The following is a 17181-nucleotide window of genomic DNA, read 5'->3' as shown; positions in this document are numbered from 1 at the left end:
CTACAGGTCCTCGATCGGGAAGGCGTCCGTGAGGTGGACCGGCCAGGTGCGCCCCGCGACGAACACCGCGTCCGCCCGAAGGGTGAGGCCCGCATGCGCCGGGTTTCGACCGAGCCAGGCCCGCACGGCCCGTGAGAAGCGCCGCCGCTTGACCGCGCCGATCGCCTCCTGCGCGGCGATCAGCGTGGGCCTCGCCTTCACCTCCACGAACGCGATGGTCGAGCCCCTCCGGACGATCAGGTCGATCTCCCCGCCGCTTGCCGCGAAGCGCAGGGCCAGGGGCCGGTAGCCCTTGAGCATCAGCGCGGCGAGGGCGAGCCACTCGCTGCGGCGCCCATGGCCGTAGGTGGCCCGTCGGCGCGCCTCCGGGTCGGCGAGCTTACGATTCGGCATCGCCGCGCCGGGCGAGCGCGAGGGCGCGGGCATAGACCACGCGGCGCGGCTGGCCGGTCTCGTCCGCGACGAGGCTCGCCGCATCCTTGATCGAATGGCGCGCCAGGGCCGCCTCGATCGCCGCGTCGAGGTCGGCATCCTGCGCCTCGCCGACGGTCTCGTCCGGGGGGCTCGTCCCGATGACGACCACCACCTCCCCCTTCGGTGCCCCCTCCTCCGCGAAGGTCTCGGCGAGGCTGCCGAGTGTGCCGCGTCGGATCGTCTCGTAGAGCTTGGTCAGTTCGCGCGCCACGGCGGCCGGGCGCGCGGCCCCAAGCACGGCGGCGGCGTCGGCCAGCATCTCGGGAAGGCGGTGCGGTGATTCGAACAGTACCAGGGTGCCCGGCACGGTGGCGAGCGCCGAAAGGCGGGTGCGGCGCGCGCCGCTTTTCTGCGCCAGGAAGCCCTCGAAGAAGAAGCGGTCCGTCGGCAGGCCGGCCGCGACGATCGCGGTCATCACCGCCGAGGGGCCGGGGATCGGCGTCACCGGGATCCCGGCCTCGATGGCAGCCTGGACGAGCTTGAAGCCCGGATCCGAGACCAGCGGCGTGCCGGCATCGGAGACCAGTGCCAGGGCCTCCCCGGCCTGCATCCGCGCCACCATCCGCTCGCGTACGGCGGCGTTCGAGTGGTCGTGGTAGGCGACCAGCGGCGTCGTGATCCCGTAATGCATCAGGAGCGTGCGGGTGACGCGCGTGTCCTCCGCCAGCACCGCGTCGGCGGCGGCCAGGGTGGCGAGCGCCCGGAACGAGACGTCGCGCAGGTTGCCGATCGGGGTCGCCACCACGTGCAGTCCGGCGGTGAGGGGCTCCGCCTCCGCCGCGAGCCCGAAGGCCGTGAAGGTGGCGGTCGGCCTCGTCCTGCTCGGATCGGGGCGGCGCCTGGAGTGTCTGTCGATTCGCTGCGTCATCGCGGGGGACATTCGCACGCCGCGGCGGCTGGCGGAATTTGGCAACGGTCATCCACGACTTCGTCCACGCCTTGTTTCCGCGCGTTTACTTTTCGGGCTCAGACTTTATCCCTTCCTGAACGGGGTCGGGACGGAGATCGGGGATGGCGCGGACACGCTCGTGGCACGCACGCGTCGCGCGTGGCGGTGCGGCCCTGATGCTGATGGCGAGCCTCGGGGCCTGCATCGGCGGTCCGGACGGGCCGCGCACGACCCGGTCGGCACCGGTGCCGCAGGCGGATCTCGGGCCGGCCGGCGATGCGCCGTCCGCCGGTGCCTCCGGGACACGGATCGGCACCGGCACCGTGAAGGTCGCGCTGGTCGTGCCCCTCACCGGCCAGGGCGCGGCGCTCGGCTCGGCGATGCGCAACGCGGTCGAGCTCGCCATGCAGGAATTCCAGCAGCCGGACCTGCAGATCCTGGTCAAGGACGACCGCGGGTCGCCGGACGGCGCGCGCGAGGCGGCGCAGGCCGGTCTCGCGGAAGGCGCGGAACTGGTCCTCGGCCCGCTCTTCGCCGCCAACGTTCAGGCCGCCTCGCTCCCGGCCCGCAACGCCGGAAAGCCCGTCATCGCCTTCTCGACCGATGCGAACGTGGCGGGCCGGGGCGTCTACCTCCTGAGCTTCCTGCCGCAGGCGGAGGTCGACCGCATCGTCGACGAAGCCGTCGCCTCGGGCCGGCGCTCCTTCGCGGCGCTGATCCCGGAGAATTCCTACGGCAATGCCGTCGAGGCGCAGTTCCGCGAGGCGGTGGTGCGCAAGGGCGCGCGGCTCGCCGCCATCGAGCGCTACGCGCCCGGCGCGCCGGCGCCGGCAATTCAGCGCATGGCGAGCGTGATCACCGGACCGACGCCGCAGGCCGATGCCCTGTTCCTGCCCGAGACGCCGGACGGGCTCACGGTCGTGGCCGCCGCGCTGACCAGGGCCGGGTTCTCGCCCGGCCGGGTCCGTCCCCTCGGCACGGCGGTCTGGAACGAGCCGCGGGTCTTCGCCCTCCCGGCTCTGCAGGGCGCGTGGTTCGCGGCGGCCGATGCCGGGGGCTTCGGAAACTTCGCGGGCCGCTACCAGGCGCGCTTCGGAACGAACCCGCCGCGCGTCGCCTCCCTGGCCTACGATGCCGTCTCGCTCACCGCGGCGCTCAGCCGGCAATACGGCACCCAGCGCTTCGCCGAGGCGACGCTCACGAACCCCGCCGGCTTCTCGGGCATCGACGGCACCTTCCGGTTCCGGCCGGAGGGGCTGAGCGACCGCTCGCTCGCGGTCTACGAGATCCGCAGCAACGCCGCGGCCGTGGTCAGCCCGGCGCCGCGGACCCTCGCCAAATCCGGCACCTGACGGGGTCGGGCGAAGGGGGCGTCAGGCCGCGAGTTCGGCCACCACCGCGTTGAGCACCGGCGCCCCCCGGGGCGTCGCCGCGAGGCGCCCATCCGGCAGCCGCGCCAGCAAGCCGTCGCCCAGGAGGGCGGCGAGCCGGGCAGGATCGAGGGGGCGGCCCTTCAGGGCGGCGTAGCGGTCCGGGTCGATGCCCTCGGCGAGGCGAAGCCCCATCATCAGGAACTCGTCGCCCTGGTCCGCGGCGCTCAGGCCCTCCGTCTCGACGATGCCGTGGCCGTCGGCCTCCACCTGTGCGAGCCAGGCCTCGGGGGCGCGCTCGGTGACCGTTCCGAGGCGGCCGGTCGCCGTCACGAGCCGGCCATGGGCCCCGGGGCCGATTCCCGCATACTCGCCGTAGCGCCAGTAGAGCAGGTTGTGCCGCGACTGCGCGCCGGGGCGCGCGTGGTTCGAGATCTCGTAGGCCGGCAGCCCGGCCCGGGCGCAGGTCTCCTGTGTCACTTCGTAGAGGGCGCGCGCCGTCTCCTCGTCGGGGGGCACGAGCTTGCCCGCGGCGGCGAGGCCGTGGAAGGGCGTGCCCGGCTCGATGGTGAGCTGGTACAGCGACAGGTGCTCGGCCGCCCGCGCGATGGCCTCGGCGAGCTCCGCCCCCCAGGCCGCGGGGGTCTGCTGGGGCCGGGCATAAATCAGGTCGAAGGAATAGCGCTCGAAATGGGCCGCCGCCGTGCGCACGGCCGTCATCGCCTCCTCGGCGGTGTGGAGGCGGCCGAGACTCCTCAGCGAAGCGTCGTCGAGGGCCTGCACCCCGAGGGAGACCCGGTTGACCCCGGCCGCCCGGTAGCCGCGGAAGCGGCCCGCCTCGACGCTCGTCGGGTTCGCCTCGAGGGTGATCTCGACATCCGGCGCCGTGCCCCATGCCCCCGCGATCGCGTCGAGGAGGCCCGCCACGGTGGCGGGCTGCATCAGCGAGGGCGTGCCGCCCCCGAGGAACACGCTCGACACGGTGCGGCCGGGCGTGCGCGCGGCCACGTGCCGGATCTCGGTCCGGAACGCCCTCAGGAAGCGGGCCTCGTCCACGGGCGCGCGGCGCACGTGGCTGTTGAAGTCGCAATAGGGGCACTTCGAGGCGCAGAAGGGCCAATGCACGTAGACCCCGAAGCCCGCATCGCGGGTCGGATGGTCCGGGCCGGAGGGTTCGCTCATGGGGCGGATGTGCGCGCGGATCCCCGGTTTGGCAATGCCGAACCGTGTTGACCCGGCCTGAACGCTCAGGCCGGGCGCCGCAGGCAGGCCGCCGCCAGGCTCACGAAGGCGCGGGCCCGGTGCGAGAGGGCGTTGCCGCTCTGCCAATCGACCCCGTGCTTCTCCTCGGAGGAGATCTCCCCGAAGGTGCGGTCGAAGCCGTCCGGCCGGAACATCGGGTCGTAACCGAACCCGGCCACGCCCCGCGGCTGCACGAGGTCTCCGAAGACCCGGCCCTCGAACAACTCCGTGTGGCCGTCGGGCCAGGCGATGACGAGGGCGGAGACGAAATGGGCGCGCCGGTTCGTGGCGCCGCGCCGGTCGAGTTCCTCCGCGATCCGCGCCATGGCGCCGGAGAAGTCCTTCCCGGGGCCGGCCCAGCGGGCCGAGAACAGGCCCGGCGCCCCGTCGAGGGCGTCGACGCAGAGGCCGGAATCGTCCGCGAAGGCCGGAAGCCCCGAGGCCGTCGCGGCCGCGAGCGCCTTGATCGCCGCGTTCTCGGCGAACATCGTGCCGGTCTCCTCGGGCTCGGGCAGGTTCAGCTCGCCCGCCGACACCGCCTCGACGCCGAAGGGCGCGAGGAGTTCGCGAATCTCCACGAGCTTGCCCGCGTTGTGGGTCGCGATCACGACCCGGCCGGTGAGGAGACGGTGGCTCACGCGACGACCTGCTTCTGGAGAGTGACGAGCTCCGCGACGCCGCCCCTGGCGAGGCGCAGAAGCTCGAGGAGCTCGGCCTCGGAGAACGGTGCGCCCTCGGCGGTGCCCTGCACCTCGACGAGCCCGCCCGACCCCGTGATCACGAAGTTGGCGTCGGTCTCCGCCGCGGAATCCTCCGAGTATTCGAGGTCGAGCACCGGGACGCCCTTGACGATGCCGCAGGAGATCGCCGCGACGTGCTCGCGCAGGGGATCGACCGAGATGATCGAGCGGCTCCGCATCCAGGCGAAGCAATCGTGGAGGGCCACCCAGGCCCCCGTGATGGCGGCCGTGCGGGTGCCGCCGTCGGCCTGGATCACGTCGCAATCCACCGTGATCTGGCGCTCGCCGATCGCCGGCAGGTTGGTGACCGCGCGGAGCGAGCGGCCGATCAGGCGCTGGATCTCCTGCGTGCGTCCCGAGGGCTTGCCGGAATTGACCTCGCGGCGGGTGCGCTCGTGGGTGGCGCGGGGCAGCATCGAATATTCCGCCGTGACCCAGCCCTTGCCGGAGCCGCGCAGCCAGGACGGGCCCCGCTCCTCGAGGGAGGCCGTGCAGAGGACCTTCGTCTCGCCGAAGCTGACGAGGCAGGAGCCTTCGGCGTAGCGCGAGACCGCCCGCTCGAGCGTGACCTTGCGCAACTCGTCGGGTGCGCGCTTCGAGGGCCGCATCGCCACTCTCCCTGTCGGAAACCAGGGTGGGCTCTTAGGCCGGGCCGGCCGGGGCGGCAACCCGCGCCGAGGGCCTTCGCGCGCCGGGGACCGCCGCCCTGCAACGGCGATCCCCGGTCGTTGCGATCAGCGGAAGTGACGATGCATGCGGTGGTGATGGCCGCGATGCGAGTGCCGGCCGTGATGGTAGTGCCGATGATGCATGCGGTGATGGCCGCGCAGATGGCGGCGATGGTGGCCGACGAAGCGGCCATGGCCCGAGCCGTAGGCGACCTCGGTGGCGCCGGCATCCGGAGAGGCGACCTGCCTGGAGACCGCGAGCGGTGCGGCTTCGGCGGTCCGCGGCGCCGCGGTGAGGGCCAGTCCCGCGACCGCGAGAGCCGTTGCGAAAACTTTCGGCATGATCATCTTGAAAACAGAACGCATCGAAACCGGCCCCTGAAAAGGTGGGGTTATCGTCCCACCGCGCGACGGATAATCCGCGCGCTTCACAGACTGACAACGCACCTGTGCTGGGATTATTCCGACCTGTTTGCGATTGTCCTTGGATAATTTCGTCCTGGAGCGGGGTTTCTGTTCAGCAAGTGTTGGGCCGGAATTTATTTTACTGACGCGGGCATCGACGGCGATTTGCGAGCGCGCAGCCGATTGATCCCGGCGCGCCGGGCGCACACAATCGCCCGGCAGGAACAGAGATCGTGACAGAACCCCCCCGTACCCTCTCCTCGCCGCATCAGTTCCAGGCGCTGGCCGCGCTCAACGACCGGGCGCGGGAGATCTTTCGCCAGATCGTCGAGAGCTACCTCTCGACCGGCGAACCCGTGGGCTCGCGCAACCTCGCGCGGATCCTGCCGATGGCGCTGTCCCCGGCCTCGATCCGCAACGTGATGTCGGATCTCGAGCATTCCGGCCTCATCTACGCTCCGCATACCTCGGCGGGCCGGCTTCCGACGGAGCAGGGCCTGCGCTTCTTCGTGGACGCGATGCTGGAACTCGGCGATGTCGGCCGCGAGGAGCAGGCGCGGATCGAGGCGCAGATGCGTGCCGCCGCCTCGCGCCATACCTTCGATTCCGCCCTCGCCGAGGCTTCCACGATGCTCTCGGGCATCTCCCGGGGGGCGGGCGTCGTCGTCACCACCAAGATGAACGTCCAGCTCAAGCACATCGAGTTCGTGCGTCTCGACGTGAGCCGCGCGCTCGTCGTGCTCGTGTCGGACGACGGCTCGGTCGAGAACCGCATCCTCGACCTGCCTGCGGGCCTTCCGGCGAGCGCGCTCCAGGAGGCGTCGAACTACCTGAACGCCCGCCTGCAGCAGGGACGGACCCTCGGGACCCTGCGGGCCGAGATCGAGGCCGGGCGTCAGGCGATGAAGCGGGAGCTCGACGTCATCACGGAGCGCCTCGTCGATGCGGGCCTCGCCACCACGGTGGGACCCTCGGATGCGCGCCAGCTCATCGTGCGCGGCCAGGCGAACCTCCTCGACGACCTGCGCGCCGTCGAGGATCTTGAGCGCATCCGCCTACTCTTCAACGACCTCGAGACCCAGAAGGACGTGATCGAGCTGCTCGCGCGTGCCGAGGGCGGCGAGGGCGTGCGCATCTTCATCGGCTCGGAGAACAAGCTGTTCTCGCTCTCGGGCTCCTCGATGATCGCCGCGCCCTTCCGCGACGGGTCCCAGCAGATCGTCGGCGTCGTCGGGGTGATCGGCCCGACGCGCCTGAACTACGCGCGCATCGTGCCCATGGTGGACTACACCGCGCGCGTCGTCTCGAAGCTTCTCGACGGCAGCCGGTGACGGTGACACGGGCGAGGCGCGGCGCCTCGCCCGTTCCGGATGCCCGGAGCCGGCCCGGTCAGGCCGGGATGACGTCAACGATCTCGAAGGTGTCCGGGTCGATGATGACGATGTCGTCCTCGACCAGGATGAACTGGAGGCCGCGATAGGCCGGCACCAGGGTCAGGATCGACGGCGGCAGCGCGTGCAGCGTCACCGAACGCGGGATCGCCGTGCCGACATTCACCCGGAAGTTGACGTTGCGCACCGGCGAGACGCCGATCCGGGTCACCGACTGACGGAATTCCGTGCGCTGGCGCGTATCGAGGCGTGTCGCCGCCCCGCGAGCCTCGGAACGATTCGCGCCGCCCCGCTCAGCACCCTCGCGCCCGCCCCGGTCATTGCGGTCTCCGCGATCACCACGGTCTCCGCGATCACCACGGTCGCCCCGATCGCCGCGGTCGCCGCGGTCGCCCCGCTCGGCGGCGCCGTCGCGCCCGCCGCGCTCACCCGCGCCCCGCGGCTCGCCCGGCTGCGTACCGCGCTGCTCGCCGGGCTGAGCCCCCCGCTGGGCCGGTCCACCCTCCTCGCGTCCGCCGCGCTGGCCCGCCGCACCACCGTCTCGCCCGCCCTCGGGCGCGGTGCCCTGGGTTGCCGGGCCGCCAGCTCCGCCGCGCGGGCCCGCGCCTCCGGCACCGCCGGCTCCTCCAGCCTCGCCGCCGCGCATCCCGGCTCCACCACCGGCGCCCGCACCTCCGCCGCCGCCCGCTCCGGACCCGCCACCCGCGCCGCCGGCTCCGCCTCCGGCGCCCATGCCCGCACCGCCTCCGGCCCCGCCGCCAGCCCCGCCACCGGCTCCACCGCCAGCCCCGCCGCCCTGGGCGAAGGCCGTTGCCGCACTGGCTACCAAGAGGGCAGCCGTCATCGTGCTCCGAAAGAGCTTGCTCATGGCGTGATTCCACTTCCCGTTGCGTGGCGGGACCTGATGGTCCCGACTGCAGCCCGCAACGAGGATCCGCTCGAAACCGTTCCGTGCTGGAGGCAACCCCGATGCAACCGTGACTTTCGCTTGGCTGCGAGGTCTCGCGGGATCGGCCGGGACCTCGCCCGGGACCCCGCCCGGGTACGCGGCGTTGGCACCGGACGCCGCCCGAGACCACGCAACGGATCCCCAGGATGGACGCGAGCCGCATCACCACCCGCACGATCGAGGCCAACGGCCTCCGCTTCGCCGTCGACGAGGCCGGATCGGGGCCGGACATCGCGCTCTGTCTGCACGGCTTCCCGGAGAGCCGCTTCTCCTGGCGCCATCAACTGCCTGTCCTCGCCGAGCTCGGCTGGCACGCCGTGGCGCCGGACATGAGGGGATACGGCGGCAGCGATCGCCCGGGGGGCCTCGCGGCGTACCGGATGGAGCATCTGGTTGCGGACACCGCCGGGCTGTTCGAGGCGTTCGGGGCCCGCCGCCGCCTCCTCGTCGGGCACGATTGGGGCGCCTTCGTCGCCTGGAACGTCGCGATCGGGCGGCGCCTGCCCCTCGACGGTCTCGTGGTGATGAACGTGCCCCATCCCACGATCTTCCGCAGGGTCCTGCGCCGATCCTGGCGTCAGCGGGTCCGGTCCCTCTACGTCGCCTTCTTCCAGATCCCGCGTCTGCCCGAATGGGTCCTGACCCGCGACGCCGCCGCGGCGGTGGGACGCGCCTTCACCGGGATGGCGGTCGACAAGAGCGCATTTCCGGACAGCGTCCTCGATCACTACCGCGACAACGCCGTGAAGCCCGGCGCCATGACGGCGATGTTGAATTACTACCGCGCGAACCTGCGCGGCCTCGCGGAGACCGGCGCGGGGCCGCCGATCGACATCCCGGTCCTGATGGTCTGGGGCGAGGAGGACACCGCGCTCGGCCTCGAACTCACCGAGGGCTACGGCCCGCTCGTGCGGGATTTCACGCTCAGACGCCTTCCCGGCGTCTCCCATTGGGTGCAGCAGGAGGCGCCCGGCCGGGTCAACGCCGTGTTGGCGGAATGGCTCGCGGAGCGCGGCCTCACGCGCGCGGCGGGGTGACAGATCGTCGGGGCATCCCCGTCTCAAGCCGCCCCCGGCCTTGTTGAATTCGCGCGCGGACGTCTAACCTCCGGGACCAAGAAGATCGGCCGCAGGCCGCCCACAGGCTCAAGGAACACGCCATGTCCGACTCGATCGGGATTGCACCCTCCGCCGAGAACGACGCGGCGGACCGACGCCGGCGCATCATGGCGATCGTCGGATCTTCGTCCGGCAACCTGGTCGAGTGGTACGACTTCTACTGCTACGCCTTCTTCGCCCTCTACTTCGCCCCGGCCTTCTTCCCCAAGGGCGACACCACGAGCCAGCTCCTGCAGACGGCCGGCATCTTCGCGGTGGGCTTCTTCATGCGCCCGATCGGCGGCTGGCTGTTCGGGCGCATCGCCGACCGGCTCGGGCGCCGCACCTCGATGGTGATCTCGGTGCTGATGATGTGCGCGGGCTCCCTCGCCATCGGCATCCTGCCGACCTACGAGACCGTCGGCACGGCGGCGCCGATCCTGCTCCTCCTCGCCCGCATGGTGCAGGGCATCTCGGTGGGCGGCGAGTACGGCACCAGCGCCACCTACATGAGCGAGGTGGCGTTGAAGGGGAAGCGCGGGTTCTACGCCTCATTCCAGTACGTCACCCTGATCGGCGGGCAACTCCTGGCCTCCCTGGTGCTCGTGACGCTGCAGGCGGTGATGACCGCCGACCAGCTCCGGGCCTATGGCTGGCGCATCCCGTTCTTCATCGGGGCGCTCGCGGCGGTGGTCGCGCTCTATCTCCGGCGCTCGCTTGCGGAGACGATGGAGAAGGGCGGCGACCGCGAGGAGGCCGGGACCTTCCGCGAGCTGTTCAAGCACTGGCGCGCCTTCTGCGTCGTGCTCGCCTACACGGCCGGCGGTTCGCTGAGCTTCTATACCTTCACGACCTACATGCAGAAGTACCTGGTCAACACCGCGCAGATGGAGAAGACCACCGCCTCCCAGACGATGACCATGGTGCTTCTCGTCTACATGGCGATCCAGCCGATCTTCGGGGCCCTCTCGGACAGGATCGGCCGCAAGGCGAACATGCTGCTCTACAGCGGCCTCGGCACCCTGATGGTGGTGCCCCTGATGAGCGCGCTCGGCACCAACAAGGATCCGCTTGTCGCCTTCGCGCTGATCACCCTCGGCCTCGTCGTCATCAGCTTCTACACGGGCATCAGCGGTATTGTGAAGGCGGAGCTGTTCCCCACCAACGTGCGGGCCCTCGGGGTCGGGCTCTCCTACGCGCTGGCCAACGCCACCTTCGGCGGCACCGCCGAGTACGTCGCCCTCTGGTTCAAGGATGCGGGCAGCGAGAGCACCTTCTTCTGGTACGTAACCGTCCTGCTCGCCGTCGCCTTCGTGGCCTCGGTGATCATGCCGAACCCGAAGCGGCATGGCTATCTCGACGGCGACGGCACCGTCGAGGAGGCGCTCGGCGCCAAGCCCAAGCTCGCGCATGCGTAAAGGCCTCGCGCATGCGTAAAGGCCTCGCGCACGCGTGAAGCCCCGGACCCTCGCGCCCTCCGCTTTCCCACCCACCCGGGCGGGAAAGCGGACGCGCCTCGATGCTACTTGATGACCGCGCAGGCGATGCGGGCGCCGGCGCCGCCGATCGGCTGGGTGGCGTGGTCGTCCTGGTTGGCGTGGATGATCAGCGCCGAGCCGTCGCCGTCCTTAAGGCCGCCCTCCCCGGTCAGCGGCGTCTCGCTCGAGACCTCGGCATTCACCGAGCCGTCGGCATTGGCGTAGACGTTCGGCAGGTCGCCCTCGTCCGGCCCGTCCGGGTTCAGGAGCCCGTGCTTGCTCTGGTCGTGGTTCACGTGTGCCTTCGACTTCTCGAACTTCTCGACGTCCGAGCAATCCCCCACCGCGTGGAAGTGGATGCCGTGCCAGCCGGGCGGCAGGCCGCCGGCCTGGATCGCGAGGCGCATCACCAGGGAGTTCGCGCCGTCCCGGATCATGATCTTGCCGATCGGCTCGTTCTTGTTGTTCCGAATCTCGCTCTCGAAGGTCTGGGGCGCGGCAGGCGCCGCGGGCGCGGCGGGCGCCTCGGCCTTCTGGGCCAGGGCGGGGGTCACGCTCGCGAGGACCGCGAGAAACGGCAATAGGCGTGTCATGTGATGGCTCTCCTCTCCACGCTGAGCTAGTTAGGCGCCGCCCCGGTTCTTCGACAGGGCTTGACCGTACACGATCGCGCCCCGGGCGCACGCACAGGGATATCCGAGCGACATGACGCGGGAGCGGCTCAGGGCCGATCGCCTCCTGGTGGAGCGGGGCTTCTACGAGAGCCGGGCGCGGGCGCAAGCCGCCATCGCGGCGGGCCTCGTCCGTGCGGATGGCCGCCCCGTGGCGCGCGCCTCCGACGCCCTCGCGCCCGATGCCGCCATCGCGGCGGGGCAGCCGCATCCCTACGTGTCGCGCGGCGGCGTGAAGCTGAGCGCCGCCCTCGACGCCTTCGGCTTCGACCCCGCCGGCCGCGCCTGCCTCGATGTCGGAGCCTCGACGGGCGGCTTCACCGACGTCCTGCTGCGGCGCGGCGCCGCCCATGTCTACGCCGTCGATGTCGGGCGCGGTCAGCTCCACGCCTCGCTGGCGGCCGACCCGCGGGTGACGAGCCTCGAGGGCACGGATGTGCGCCGTCTCAAGCCGGGAACCCTCGGGGACGCACCGAGCTTGGTGTCGGTCGACGTCAGCTTCATCGCGCTGCGCCTCGTCCTGCCGGCGGTGGCGCCCCTTCTGGCGCCGGGCGCGGCCCTCGCGGCGCTGATCAAGCCGCAATTCGAGGCCGGCCGCGCGCGTATCGGGCGCGGCGGCATCGTGCGGGACGAGGCCGTCCATGCCGAGGTCTGCGCGTCCGTGGCCGGCTGCCTCGGCGACCTCGGCTTCTCCGTGCTGGCCACCCTGCCCTCGCCGGTCGCGGGCGGCGACGGCAACCGCGAATTCCTGATCGGCGCGACGGCGCCCCTCGCGCGCGGACAACCTGGACTCCAGAATGCCTGAACCCGAGACCGTCACGATCCGCCGCCTCGGTGCCCGCGGCGATGGCCTGACCGCGGATGGCCTCGCGGTCGCCTACGCGCTGCCGGGGGAGCGCGTCAGCATCCTGCGTGAGGGACAACGCGGCGATCTCCTGGCGGTCGAGGAGGCCTCGCCCGACCGGATCGCGCCGTTCTGCCCCTACTTCACCCGCTGCGGCGGCTGCGCGGTGCAGCACCTCGCGCCCGAGCCCTACGCGGCCTGGAAGCAGGGGCTCCTGGCCCAGGCCCTGTCGCAGGCCGGCCTCCCGGTGACGTCCGGACCGGTGCGCGATGCCCGCGGCGCGGGCCGGCGGCGGATCACCCTGCACGTCCGCGCCGTCGAGGGCCGTGCCGAGGCCGGCCTGATGGAAGCCCGCAGCCACGCCCTCGTGGCGATCGACCATTGCCCGATCACCGTGCCGGCCCTGCACCAAGCTCCCGCGATCGCCCGGGCCCTGAGCGCCCCCCTCGGCCACGGCCGCAAGCCCCTCGACGTCGCCGTGACGGCGAGCGAGGCGGGGCTCGACGTCGACCTGCGCGGGCACGGCCCCGTCGGCGAGGGCGTGCGGGCGGCGCTGGTGCGCCTCGCGGGCGAACTCGACCTCGTCCGCCTCGCGCTCCATGGCGACGTCGTCGTGGAGCGCCGCCCGGTGCAGATCCCCTCGGGCGAGGGGCATCTGTTGCCGCCGCCCGGCGGTTTCCTGCAGGCGACGGCGGCCGGGGAGGCCGCGCTCACCGAGCTCGTGCTCACGGCCTTCGACCGGCGGGTGAAGCGGGTCGCCGACCTCTTCGCCGGCTGTGGGCCCTTCACCCTGGCGCTCGCCCGGGCCCACGAGGTCCACGCCGTCGAGGGCGATGACGCCTCGCTCGCCGGACTCGATCGCGCCGTGCGCGGCCGGCCCGGCTTGCGCCGCGTCACCACCGAGCGCCGCGACCTGTTCCGCCGGCCGCTCCTCGCGCACGACCTCAATGCGTTTGACGCCGTGGTGTTCGATCCGCCGCGGGCCGGCGCTCAGGCGCAGGCCAGGCAGCTCGCCGAATCGAAGGTGCCGCTCGTCGTCGGCGTCGCCTGCGATACCGGCACCTTCGCGCGCGATGCCGCGACCCTGATCGCCGGGGGCTACCGCCTGGAGAGGGTCACCCCGGTCGACCAGTTCGCCTACTCGGCCCATGTCGAGGTCGTGGGCGTGTTCCGGCGCGAGCCGGTGCGCAAGCGGCGCTGATCAGCGGAAGCGTACGGCTTCGCACTAGAACTTCCGGGCCGCTGCCGCGTTAGGCGGGCGTCGGAGGGCACCATGTCAGCATCTCGTCTCCTGTCGGCGGTTGTCCTCGCCGGCCTGTTCGCGCCGCTTCCGGTCCTCTCGCAGCAGGATCTCCGCGGGGCACCCGACCAGACTGGAACGGGCGGCGGCCCGACCTCGACGGTGACCGCCCCCTACACGAACTCCCTCGGCGTGACGAAGCCTCCGGGCACGTCCCTCGGCCCGGGCGAGGTTCCCTCGTCCGCCGTCGAGCGGCGCGAGCGCAACGCCGCCGACAGTATCGAGGGCAGCATCTGCCGCGGCTGCTGAGGCCGCTAGAACAGCGAGCCCTGCGCGTCTTCGTCGCTCGATCGCGGCCGATCCTCGGGCGGCAGCGCGCGCGTCGCCGCGGCTTGCGGCCGGCCAACCGGCACGATCAGCGACGCATCGTCGTTGCGCGCATCGTTGACCCGGGCGCTCACGGGTTCGAGCCGCAGCCACGCGTCCGGGCAGGGTCGGCACAGGCCGGCCGCCTCGCGGGCATCGACCGTGCGGGTATCGAGCCACGGCCCGATCGTCTCCGGGGCCAGGATCGCCGGCATCCGGTCGTGGACCGCCGCCATGGTGCCGTTGGCGCCCGTGGTGACGATCGCTGCTGTATCGATCTCGGACCCGTCCGCGCCGATCCAGTTCTCCCACAAGCCCGCCAGCGCCATCGGGGCCCCGTCCTGGCGGCTGATCTTGAACGGCGTCTTCACGGCATTGCGCCCGGTCCCCTCGCGCCGCCACTCGTAGAAGCCGTCCGCCAGGACGATGCAGCGGCGGTGGCGGAGTGCACCCCGGAAGGTCGGCTTCTCCTGCACGGTCTCGACCCGCGCGTTGATCACCAGGGGAAAATCCTTCGGGTCCTTGAGCCATCCTGGCCAGAAGCCCCAGCGCATCAGCCGGAAGCGACGCTCCCCGGCCTCGGCCAGGACCACCGCCACCGGCTGCGTCGGTGCCACGTTGTAGCGGCCCGGGAAGTTCGGACGCTCCGGATACCCGTAGAACTCGCGAAAGATCTCGGGCGCCTGCGCGATGAAGAAGCGTCCGCACATGCTCCGATCCCTCCCGGCCGGCCCGCGCCCTCAGCTCAGGGGCGCGTCCACGGTGCAGACCACGCCGCTCGGCGCGAAGGTGATCTCGACGGACCCGTCGAGGTCGCGGGCGAGGTTGCGCTCGATTAGGCGCGATCCGAAGCCCCGGCGCTTCGGCGCCCGGACGATCGGGCCGCCCTCCTCGCACCAGCGGAAGGCAAGCCGCGGCGGCGTGACCCCGTTCTTCACGCTCCAATCGATGACGACGCCGCCCTCGGCATTGGACAGCGCCCCGTACTTCACCGCGTTCGTGGCAAGCTCCTGGATCGCCATGGCGATGGCGAGCGACATCCGCGGACACAGGCGGACCTCCGGTCCGTCGATGCGGAAGCGCTCGCCGCCGCGGCCGCGATAGGGGGCGATGGCCTGGGTCACGACCTCGATCAGGTCGGCGCCCTCCCAGTTCTCGCGGGTGAGCACGTCGTGCGCGCGCGAGAGGGCGAGGAGCCGGGTCTCGAGGGACGCGTAGGCCTCGTCGTTGGAATCGGCGTTGCGCAGGGTCTGCGTCGCGATCGACTGCACGGTCGCCAGCGTGTTCTTCACCCGGTGGTTCAACTCGTCGATGAGCAGGCGCTGATGCTGGGCGCCCCGTTGCTCGGCCTGCAGTGCCGCCTTGAGGCGGCTCTCGCCCTCGCGCAACGCCTCCAGCCGCGCGCGCGCCTCGTACTGGCGGCGTCGCCCGCGCAACGCCGTGCGCGCCACGCTGATCAGCGTGGTCGGGTGGAACGGGCGCTCCAGGAAGATGACGTTTCCGAGGATCTCCGACAGCCGGGAGGCGGCCGGGTTCTGCTCGGGTCCGCCGCCCCGCCCGGTGAGAAGGATGAAGGGCATGTCGGACCAGGGCGGCTGGCTCGCGATCCACTGGCTCAGACGGCTGAGATCGGCGGTGCGGATCGCCTCCTCGGTGAGTAGCGCCATCCCGGCGCCCTCGACCAGCCCCCGATGCAGGTGATGCAGGTCGCAGCAGATGATTGTGGGGATCTGCGCCTCGCCGAGGAGGGAGGCCGCGATCACGGCGTCGCGCCCGTGCGGCGTCAGGATCAGGATCCGTTCCGAATGCGGGTTATGGGGTGCCGTCACGGGGCCGGCTCGTGCGCGCCGTTCACGTCGAGCTCGGTCTCGTCGCCGACGAAGGTCGGGATGCCGCGCAGAACGCCCTGGAAGCCCACGAGCGGCGACCCGATGCTGAGGCCGGATCTGCCGATCCGATATTCGCGGATCGTGTCCTCGTGGACGCCCGCGCGCTTCTTCACCACCGAGATCGCCCGGCGCACCCGGCCGGCCGCCTCGAAGTAGCGGAGCAGGATCACGGTGTCGGCGAGGTAGGTCACGTCGACCGGCGTCTGCGTGTCGCCGACGAGGCCGTGCTGGGCGACCGTCAGGAAGCTCGTGGCACCCTGGCGGTTCAGGTATTGCAGCAGTTCGTGCACGTGCAGGACGAGGGAGTTCTCCTGCGGCATGGCGGCCTGGTAGCCGTTGAGGCTGTCGATCACCACGGTCTTCACCGCGTGCTCGTCGACGAGGGCCCGGACCTTGTGGGCGAATTCGCCGGGCGACAGCTCCGCCGCGTCGATCTGCTCGATCAGCAGCTGGCCGGAGGCCCGCAGACCCCCGAGGTCGAAGCCGAGCTGCCGCGTGCGCTCGAACAGCAGCCCGAGTTCCTCGTCGAACACGAACACCGCCGCGCTCTCGCCGCGGGCGGCCGCCGCCAGGACGTATTGGAGGGTGAAAATCGACTTCCCGGTCCCGGCCGGTCCGAGGACCAGCGTGCTGGAGCCCTTCTCGATCCCGCCGCCGAGGAGCGTGTCCAATTGCTCGATGCCGCTGACGAGGCGCTCGCGGTGGAAGCCGGTCTTGTGCTCGAGGGAAACGAGGCGCGGAAAGACTTGCACGCCGCCGCGCTCGATCGTGTAGTCGTGATGCCCGCCGCGGAAATGCTGACCGCGGTACTTGATCACCCGCAGGCGGCGGCGCTGGGCGCCGTAATCGGGGGCGAGCTCCTCCAGGCGGATGACCCCGTGCGCGACGCTGTGCACGGTCTTGTCGAGGGAGTCGGCCGTGAGGTCGTCGAGCATCAGCACGGTGGTGGCGTGCCGCGCGAAGTAGTGCTTCAGCGCGAGGATCTGGCGCCGGTAGCGCAGGGACGAGCCTGCGAGAAGGCGGATCTCCGACAGGCTGTCGAGGACGATGCGGGTCGGCTTCACCCGGTCCACAGCGTCGAAGATCTGCCGGGTGGTCTCGCCGAGTTCCAGGTCCGAGGAGTACAGCAGGGTCTGCTGCTGGTTCGCGTCGAGCAGGCTCTCGGGCGGGATCACCTCGAAGATCGTGATGCTGTCATCGAGCTCCCAGCCATGCGAGGCGGCGCCGTCGCGCAGCTCCTCGTCGGTCTCCGACAGGGTGATGTAGAGGGTCCGCTCGCCCAGGCGCGCGCCGTCGAGCAGGAATTGCAGCGCGACCGTGGTCTTGCCGGTCCCGGGGCTGCCCTCCAGCAGGTAGAGACGGTTGCGCACGAGGCCGCCGACGAGCACGTTGTCGAGCCCGACGATTCCGGTCTTCGCCTTGTTCGAAACACCGGAGGTCGCTGTCATGAACGTCGGTCTCGATCGAG

19 protein-coding genes are annotated in these 17181 nt (G+C 71.5%); 7 read left to right on the top strand and 12 right to left on the bottom strand.

The genetic code is table 11. The features are described from left to right. Together F6X51_RS06475 and rsmI are read right to left on the bottom strand one after the other, a co-directional pair. Nucleotides 1-393 (bottom strand): YraN family protein, encoded by a 393-nt coding sequence (locus F6X51_RS06475; protein WP_246696650.1) that lies wholly within the window; start codon nt 391-393, stop codon nt 1-3. Then, the gene (gene rsmI, locus F6X51_RS06470; RefSeq protein ID WP_150962401.1) at nt 380-1342 is read right to left on the bottom strand and encodes a 16S rRNA (cytidine(1402)-2'-O)-methyltransferase; all 963 of its coding nucleotides are present in this window, start codon (nt 1340-1342) and stop codon (nt 380-382) included. Before rsmI ends, F6X51_RS06475 begins: the two co-directional genes overlap by 14 nt. A 143-nt stretch (nt 1343-1485) precedes the next feature. On the opposite strand from rsmI, the gene F6X51_RS06465 reads away from it, so the two are divergent. After that, nucleotides 1486-2715, top strand: coding sequence for a penicillin-binding protein activator (locus tag F6X51_RS06465; RefSeq protein WP_246696649.1), 1230 nt, complete (start codon nt 1486-1488; stop codon nt 2713-2715). Between the two features lie 21 nt (nt 2716-2736). On the opposite strand, the gene hemW is transcribed toward F6X51_RS06465, so the two are convergent. The 4 genes from hemW to F6X51_RS06445 form a co-directional block, all read right to left on the bottom strand. Beyond that, entirely contained in the window at nt 2737-3915 is a 1179-nt protein-coding gene (gene hemW / locus F6X51_RS06460) for a radical SAM family heme chaperone HemW (RefSeq protein WP_150962400.1), read from the bottom strand. 65 nt (nt 3916-3980) lie between these two features. Beyond that, on the bottom strand, nt 3981-4613 hold the full coding sequence (rdgB, locus tag F6X51_RS06455) for an RdgB/HAM1 family non-canonical purine NTP pyrophosphatase (protein ID WP_150962399.1): 633 nt from the start codon (nt 4611-4613) through the stop codon (nt 3981-3983). Further along, the gene (gene rph, locus F6X51_RS06450; RefSeq protein WP_150962398.1) at nt 4610-5323 is read right to left on the bottom strand and encodes a ribonuclease PH; all 714 of its coding nucleotides are present in this window, start codon (nt 5321-5323) and stop codon (nt 4610-4612) included. Before rph ends, rdgB begins: the two co-directional genes overlap by 4 nt. Nucleotides 5324-5449: 126 nt before the next feature. Continuing rightward, nucleotides 5450-5725, bottom strand: a complete 276-nt coding sequence (locus F6X51_RS06445; RefSeq protein ID WP_150962397.1) for a hypothetical protein — start codon at nt 5723-5725, stop codon at nt 5450-5452. A gap of 296 nt (nt 5726-6021) precedes the next feature. On the opposite strand from F6X51_RS06445, the gene hrcA reads away from it, so the two are divergent. Beyond that, a complete protein-coding gene (gene hrcA / locus F6X51_RS06440) occupies nt 6022-7119 on the top strand; it encodes a heat-inducible transcriptional repressor HrcA (RefSeq protein WP_150962396.1) in 1098 nt (365 codons plus the stop codon). Between the two features lie 58 nt (nt 7120-7177). Here hrcA and F6X51_RS28490 read toward each other — a convergent pair whose 3' ends face one another. Together F6X51_RS28490 and F6X51_RS28485 are read right to left on the bottom strand one after the other, a co-directional pair. Next, nucleotides 7178-7390: a DUF1236 domain-containing protein gene (locus tag F6X51_RS28490; RefSeq protein ID WP_246696648.1), complete on the bottom strand. Its 213-nt coding sequence runs from the start codon at nt 7388-7390 to the stop codon at nt 7178-7180. Next, the gene (locus F6X51_RS28485) at nt 7387-7950 is read right to left on the bottom strand and encodes a hypothetical protein (RefSeq protein WP_246696647.1); all 564 of its coding nucleotides are present in this window, start codon (nt 7948-7950) and stop codon (nt 7387-7389) included. The genes F6X51_RS28490 and F6X51_RS28485 overlap by 4 nt, the downstream gene beginning before the upstream one ends. Before the next feature lie 324 nt (nt 7951-8274). On the opposite strand from F6X51_RS28485, the gene F6X51_RS06430 reads away from it, so the two are divergent. Together F6X51_RS06430 and F6X51_RS06425 are read left to right on the top strand one after the other, a co-directional pair. Next, nucleotides 8275-9165 carry an alpha/beta fold hydrolase gene (locus tag F6X51_RS06430; RefSeq protein ID WP_150962394.1) on the top strand — a complete coding sequence of 297 codons (891 nt, stop codon included), beginning with the start codon at nt 8275-8277 and terminating at the stop codon, nt 9163-9165. A 122-nt stretch (nt 9166-9287) separates the two neighbouring features. Beyond that, nucleotides 9288-10643 carry an MFS family transporter gene (locus tag F6X51_RS06425; RefSeq protein WP_150962393.1) on the top strand — a complete coding sequence of 452 codons (1356 nt, stop codon included), beginning with the start codon at nt 9288-9290 and terminating at the stop codon, nt 10641-10643. Between the two features lie 104 nt (nt 10644-10747). Here F6X51_RS06425 and F6X51_RS06420 read toward each other — a convergent pair whose 3' ends face one another. Next, a complete protein-coding gene (locus tag F6X51_RS06420; protein ID WP_150962392.1) occupies nt 10748-11296 on the bottom strand; it encodes a superoxide dismutase family protein in 549 nt (182 codons plus the stop codon). Nucleotides 11297-11408: 112 nt separating this feature from the next. On the opposite strand from F6X51_RS06420, the gene F6X51_RS06415 reads away from it, so the two are divergent. From F6X51_RS06415 to F6X51_RS06405, 3 genes are all read left to right on the top strand, one after another. Further along, entirely contained in the window at nt 11409-12179 is a 771-nt protein-coding gene (locus F6X51_RS06415) for a TlyA family RNA methyltransferase (RefSeq protein WP_150962391.1), read from the top strand. Continuing rightward, the gene (locus F6X51_RS06410) at nt 12172-13419 is read left to right on the top strand and encodes a class I SAM-dependent RNA methyltransferase (protein WP_150962390.1); all 1248 of its coding nucleotides are present in this window, start codon (nt 12172-12174) and stop codon (nt 13417-13419) included. Before F6X51_RS06415 ends, F6X51_RS06410 begins: the two co-directional genes overlap by 8 nt. A gap of 72 nt (nt 13420-13491) precedes the next feature. After that, nucleotides 13492-13767, top strand: a complete 276-nt coding sequence (locus F6X51_RS06405) for a hypothetical protein (protein WP_150962389.1) — start codon at nt 13492-13494, stop codon at nt 13765-13767. A gap of 5 nt (nt 13768-13772) precedes the next feature. Here the strand turns inward: F6X51_RS06405 and F6X51_RS06400 are convergent, their stop codons facing one another. Genes F6X51_RS06400 through F6X51_RS06390 form a run of 3 tightly spaced genes read right to left on the bottom strand, consistent with a single transcriptional unit; the run spans nt 13773 to nt 17161 of the window. Further along, a complete protein-coding gene (locus F6X51_RS06400; RefSeq protein WP_150962388.1) occupies nt 13773-14534 on the bottom strand; it encodes an SOS response-associated peptidase in 762 nt (253 codons plus the stop codon). A gap of 30 nt (nt 14535-14564) precedes the next feature. Further along, entirely contained in the window at nt 14565-15653 is a 1089-nt protein-coding gene (locus tag F6X51_RS06395) for an HWE histidine kinase domain-containing protein (RefSeq protein ID WP_150962387.1), read from the bottom strand. Next, nucleotides 15650-17161: an ATPase domain-containing protein gene (locus tag F6X51_RS06390; protein WP_150962386.1), complete on the bottom strand. Its 1512-nt coding sequence runs from the start codon at nt 17159-17161 to the stop codon at nt 15650-15652. The genes F6X51_RS06395 and F6X51_RS06390 overlap by 4 nt, the downstream gene beginning before the upstream one ends. Between the last annotated feature and the right edge of the window lie 20 nt (nt 17162-17181).

The sequence above is a fragment of the Methylobacterium planeticum genome (assembly GCF_008806345.1).
GTDB lineage: Bacteria > Pseudomonadota > Alphaproteobacteria > Rhizobiales > Beijerinckiaceae > Methylobacterium > Methylobacterium planeticum.
The sequence above is the reverse complement of the archived record's forward strand: the minus strand, read 5'-3'. Positions and strand labels throughout refer to the sequence as shown.

Bases quoted from the DNA above. Each gene is read 5' to 3' on its own strand.
- F6X51_RS06475 (WP_246696650.1), bottom strand. From the start codon at position 393: ATGCCGAATCGTAAGCTCGCCGACCCGGAGGCGCGCCGACGGGCCACC.
- rsmI (WP_150962401.1), bottom strand. From the start codon at position 1,342: ATGACGCAGCGAATCGACAGACACTCCAGGCGCCGCCCCGATCCGAGC.
- F6X51_RS06465 (WP_246696649.1), top strand. From the start codon at position 1,486: ATGGCGCGGACACGCTCGTGGCACGCACGCGTCGCGCGTGGCGGTGCG.
- hemW (WP_150962400.1), bottom strand. From the start codon at position 3,915: ATGAGCGAACCCTCCGGCCCGGACCATCCGACCCGCGATGCGGGCTTC.
- rph (WP_150962398.1), bottom strand. From the start codon at position 5,323: ATGCGGCCCTCGAAGCGCGCACCCGACGAGTTGCGCAAGGTCACGCTC.
- F6X51_RS06445 (WP_150962397.1), bottom strand. From the start codon at position 5,725: ATGCCGAAAGTTTTCGCAACGGCTCTCGCGGTCGCGGGACTGGCCCTC.
- F6X51_RS06430 (WP_150962394.1), top strand. From the start codon at position 8,275: ATGGACGCGAGCCGCATCACCACCCGCACGATCGAGGCCAACGGCCTC.
- F6X51_RS06425 (WP_150962393.1), top strand. From the start codon at position 9,288: ATGTCCGACTCGATCGGGATTGCACCCTCCGCCGAGAACGACGCGGCG.
- F6X51_RS06420 (WP_150962392.1), bottom strand. From the start codon at position 11,296: ATGACACGCCTATTGCCGTTTCTCGCGGTCCTCGCGAGCGTGACCCCC.
- F6X51_RS06415 (WP_150962391.1), top strand. From the start codon at position 11,409: ATGACGCGGGAGCGGCTCAGGGCCGATCGCCTCCTGGTGGAGCGGGGC.
- F6X51_RS06410 (WP_150962390.1), top strand. From the start codon at position 12,172: ATGCCTGAACCCGAGACCGTCACGATCCGCCGCCTCGGTGCCCGCGGC.
- F6X51_RS06405 (WP_150962389.1), top strand. From the start codon at position 13,492: ATGTCAGCATCTCGTCTCCTGTCGGCGGTTGTCCTCGCCGGCCTGTTC.
- F6X51_RS06400 (WP_150962388.1), bottom strand. From the start codon at position 14,534: ATGTGCGGACGCTTCTTCATCGCGCAGGCGCCCGAGATCTTTCGCGAG.
- F6X51_RS06390 (WP_150962386.1), bottom strand. From the start codon at position 17,161: ATGACAGCGACCTCCGGTGTTTCGAACAAGGCGAAGACCGGAATCGTC.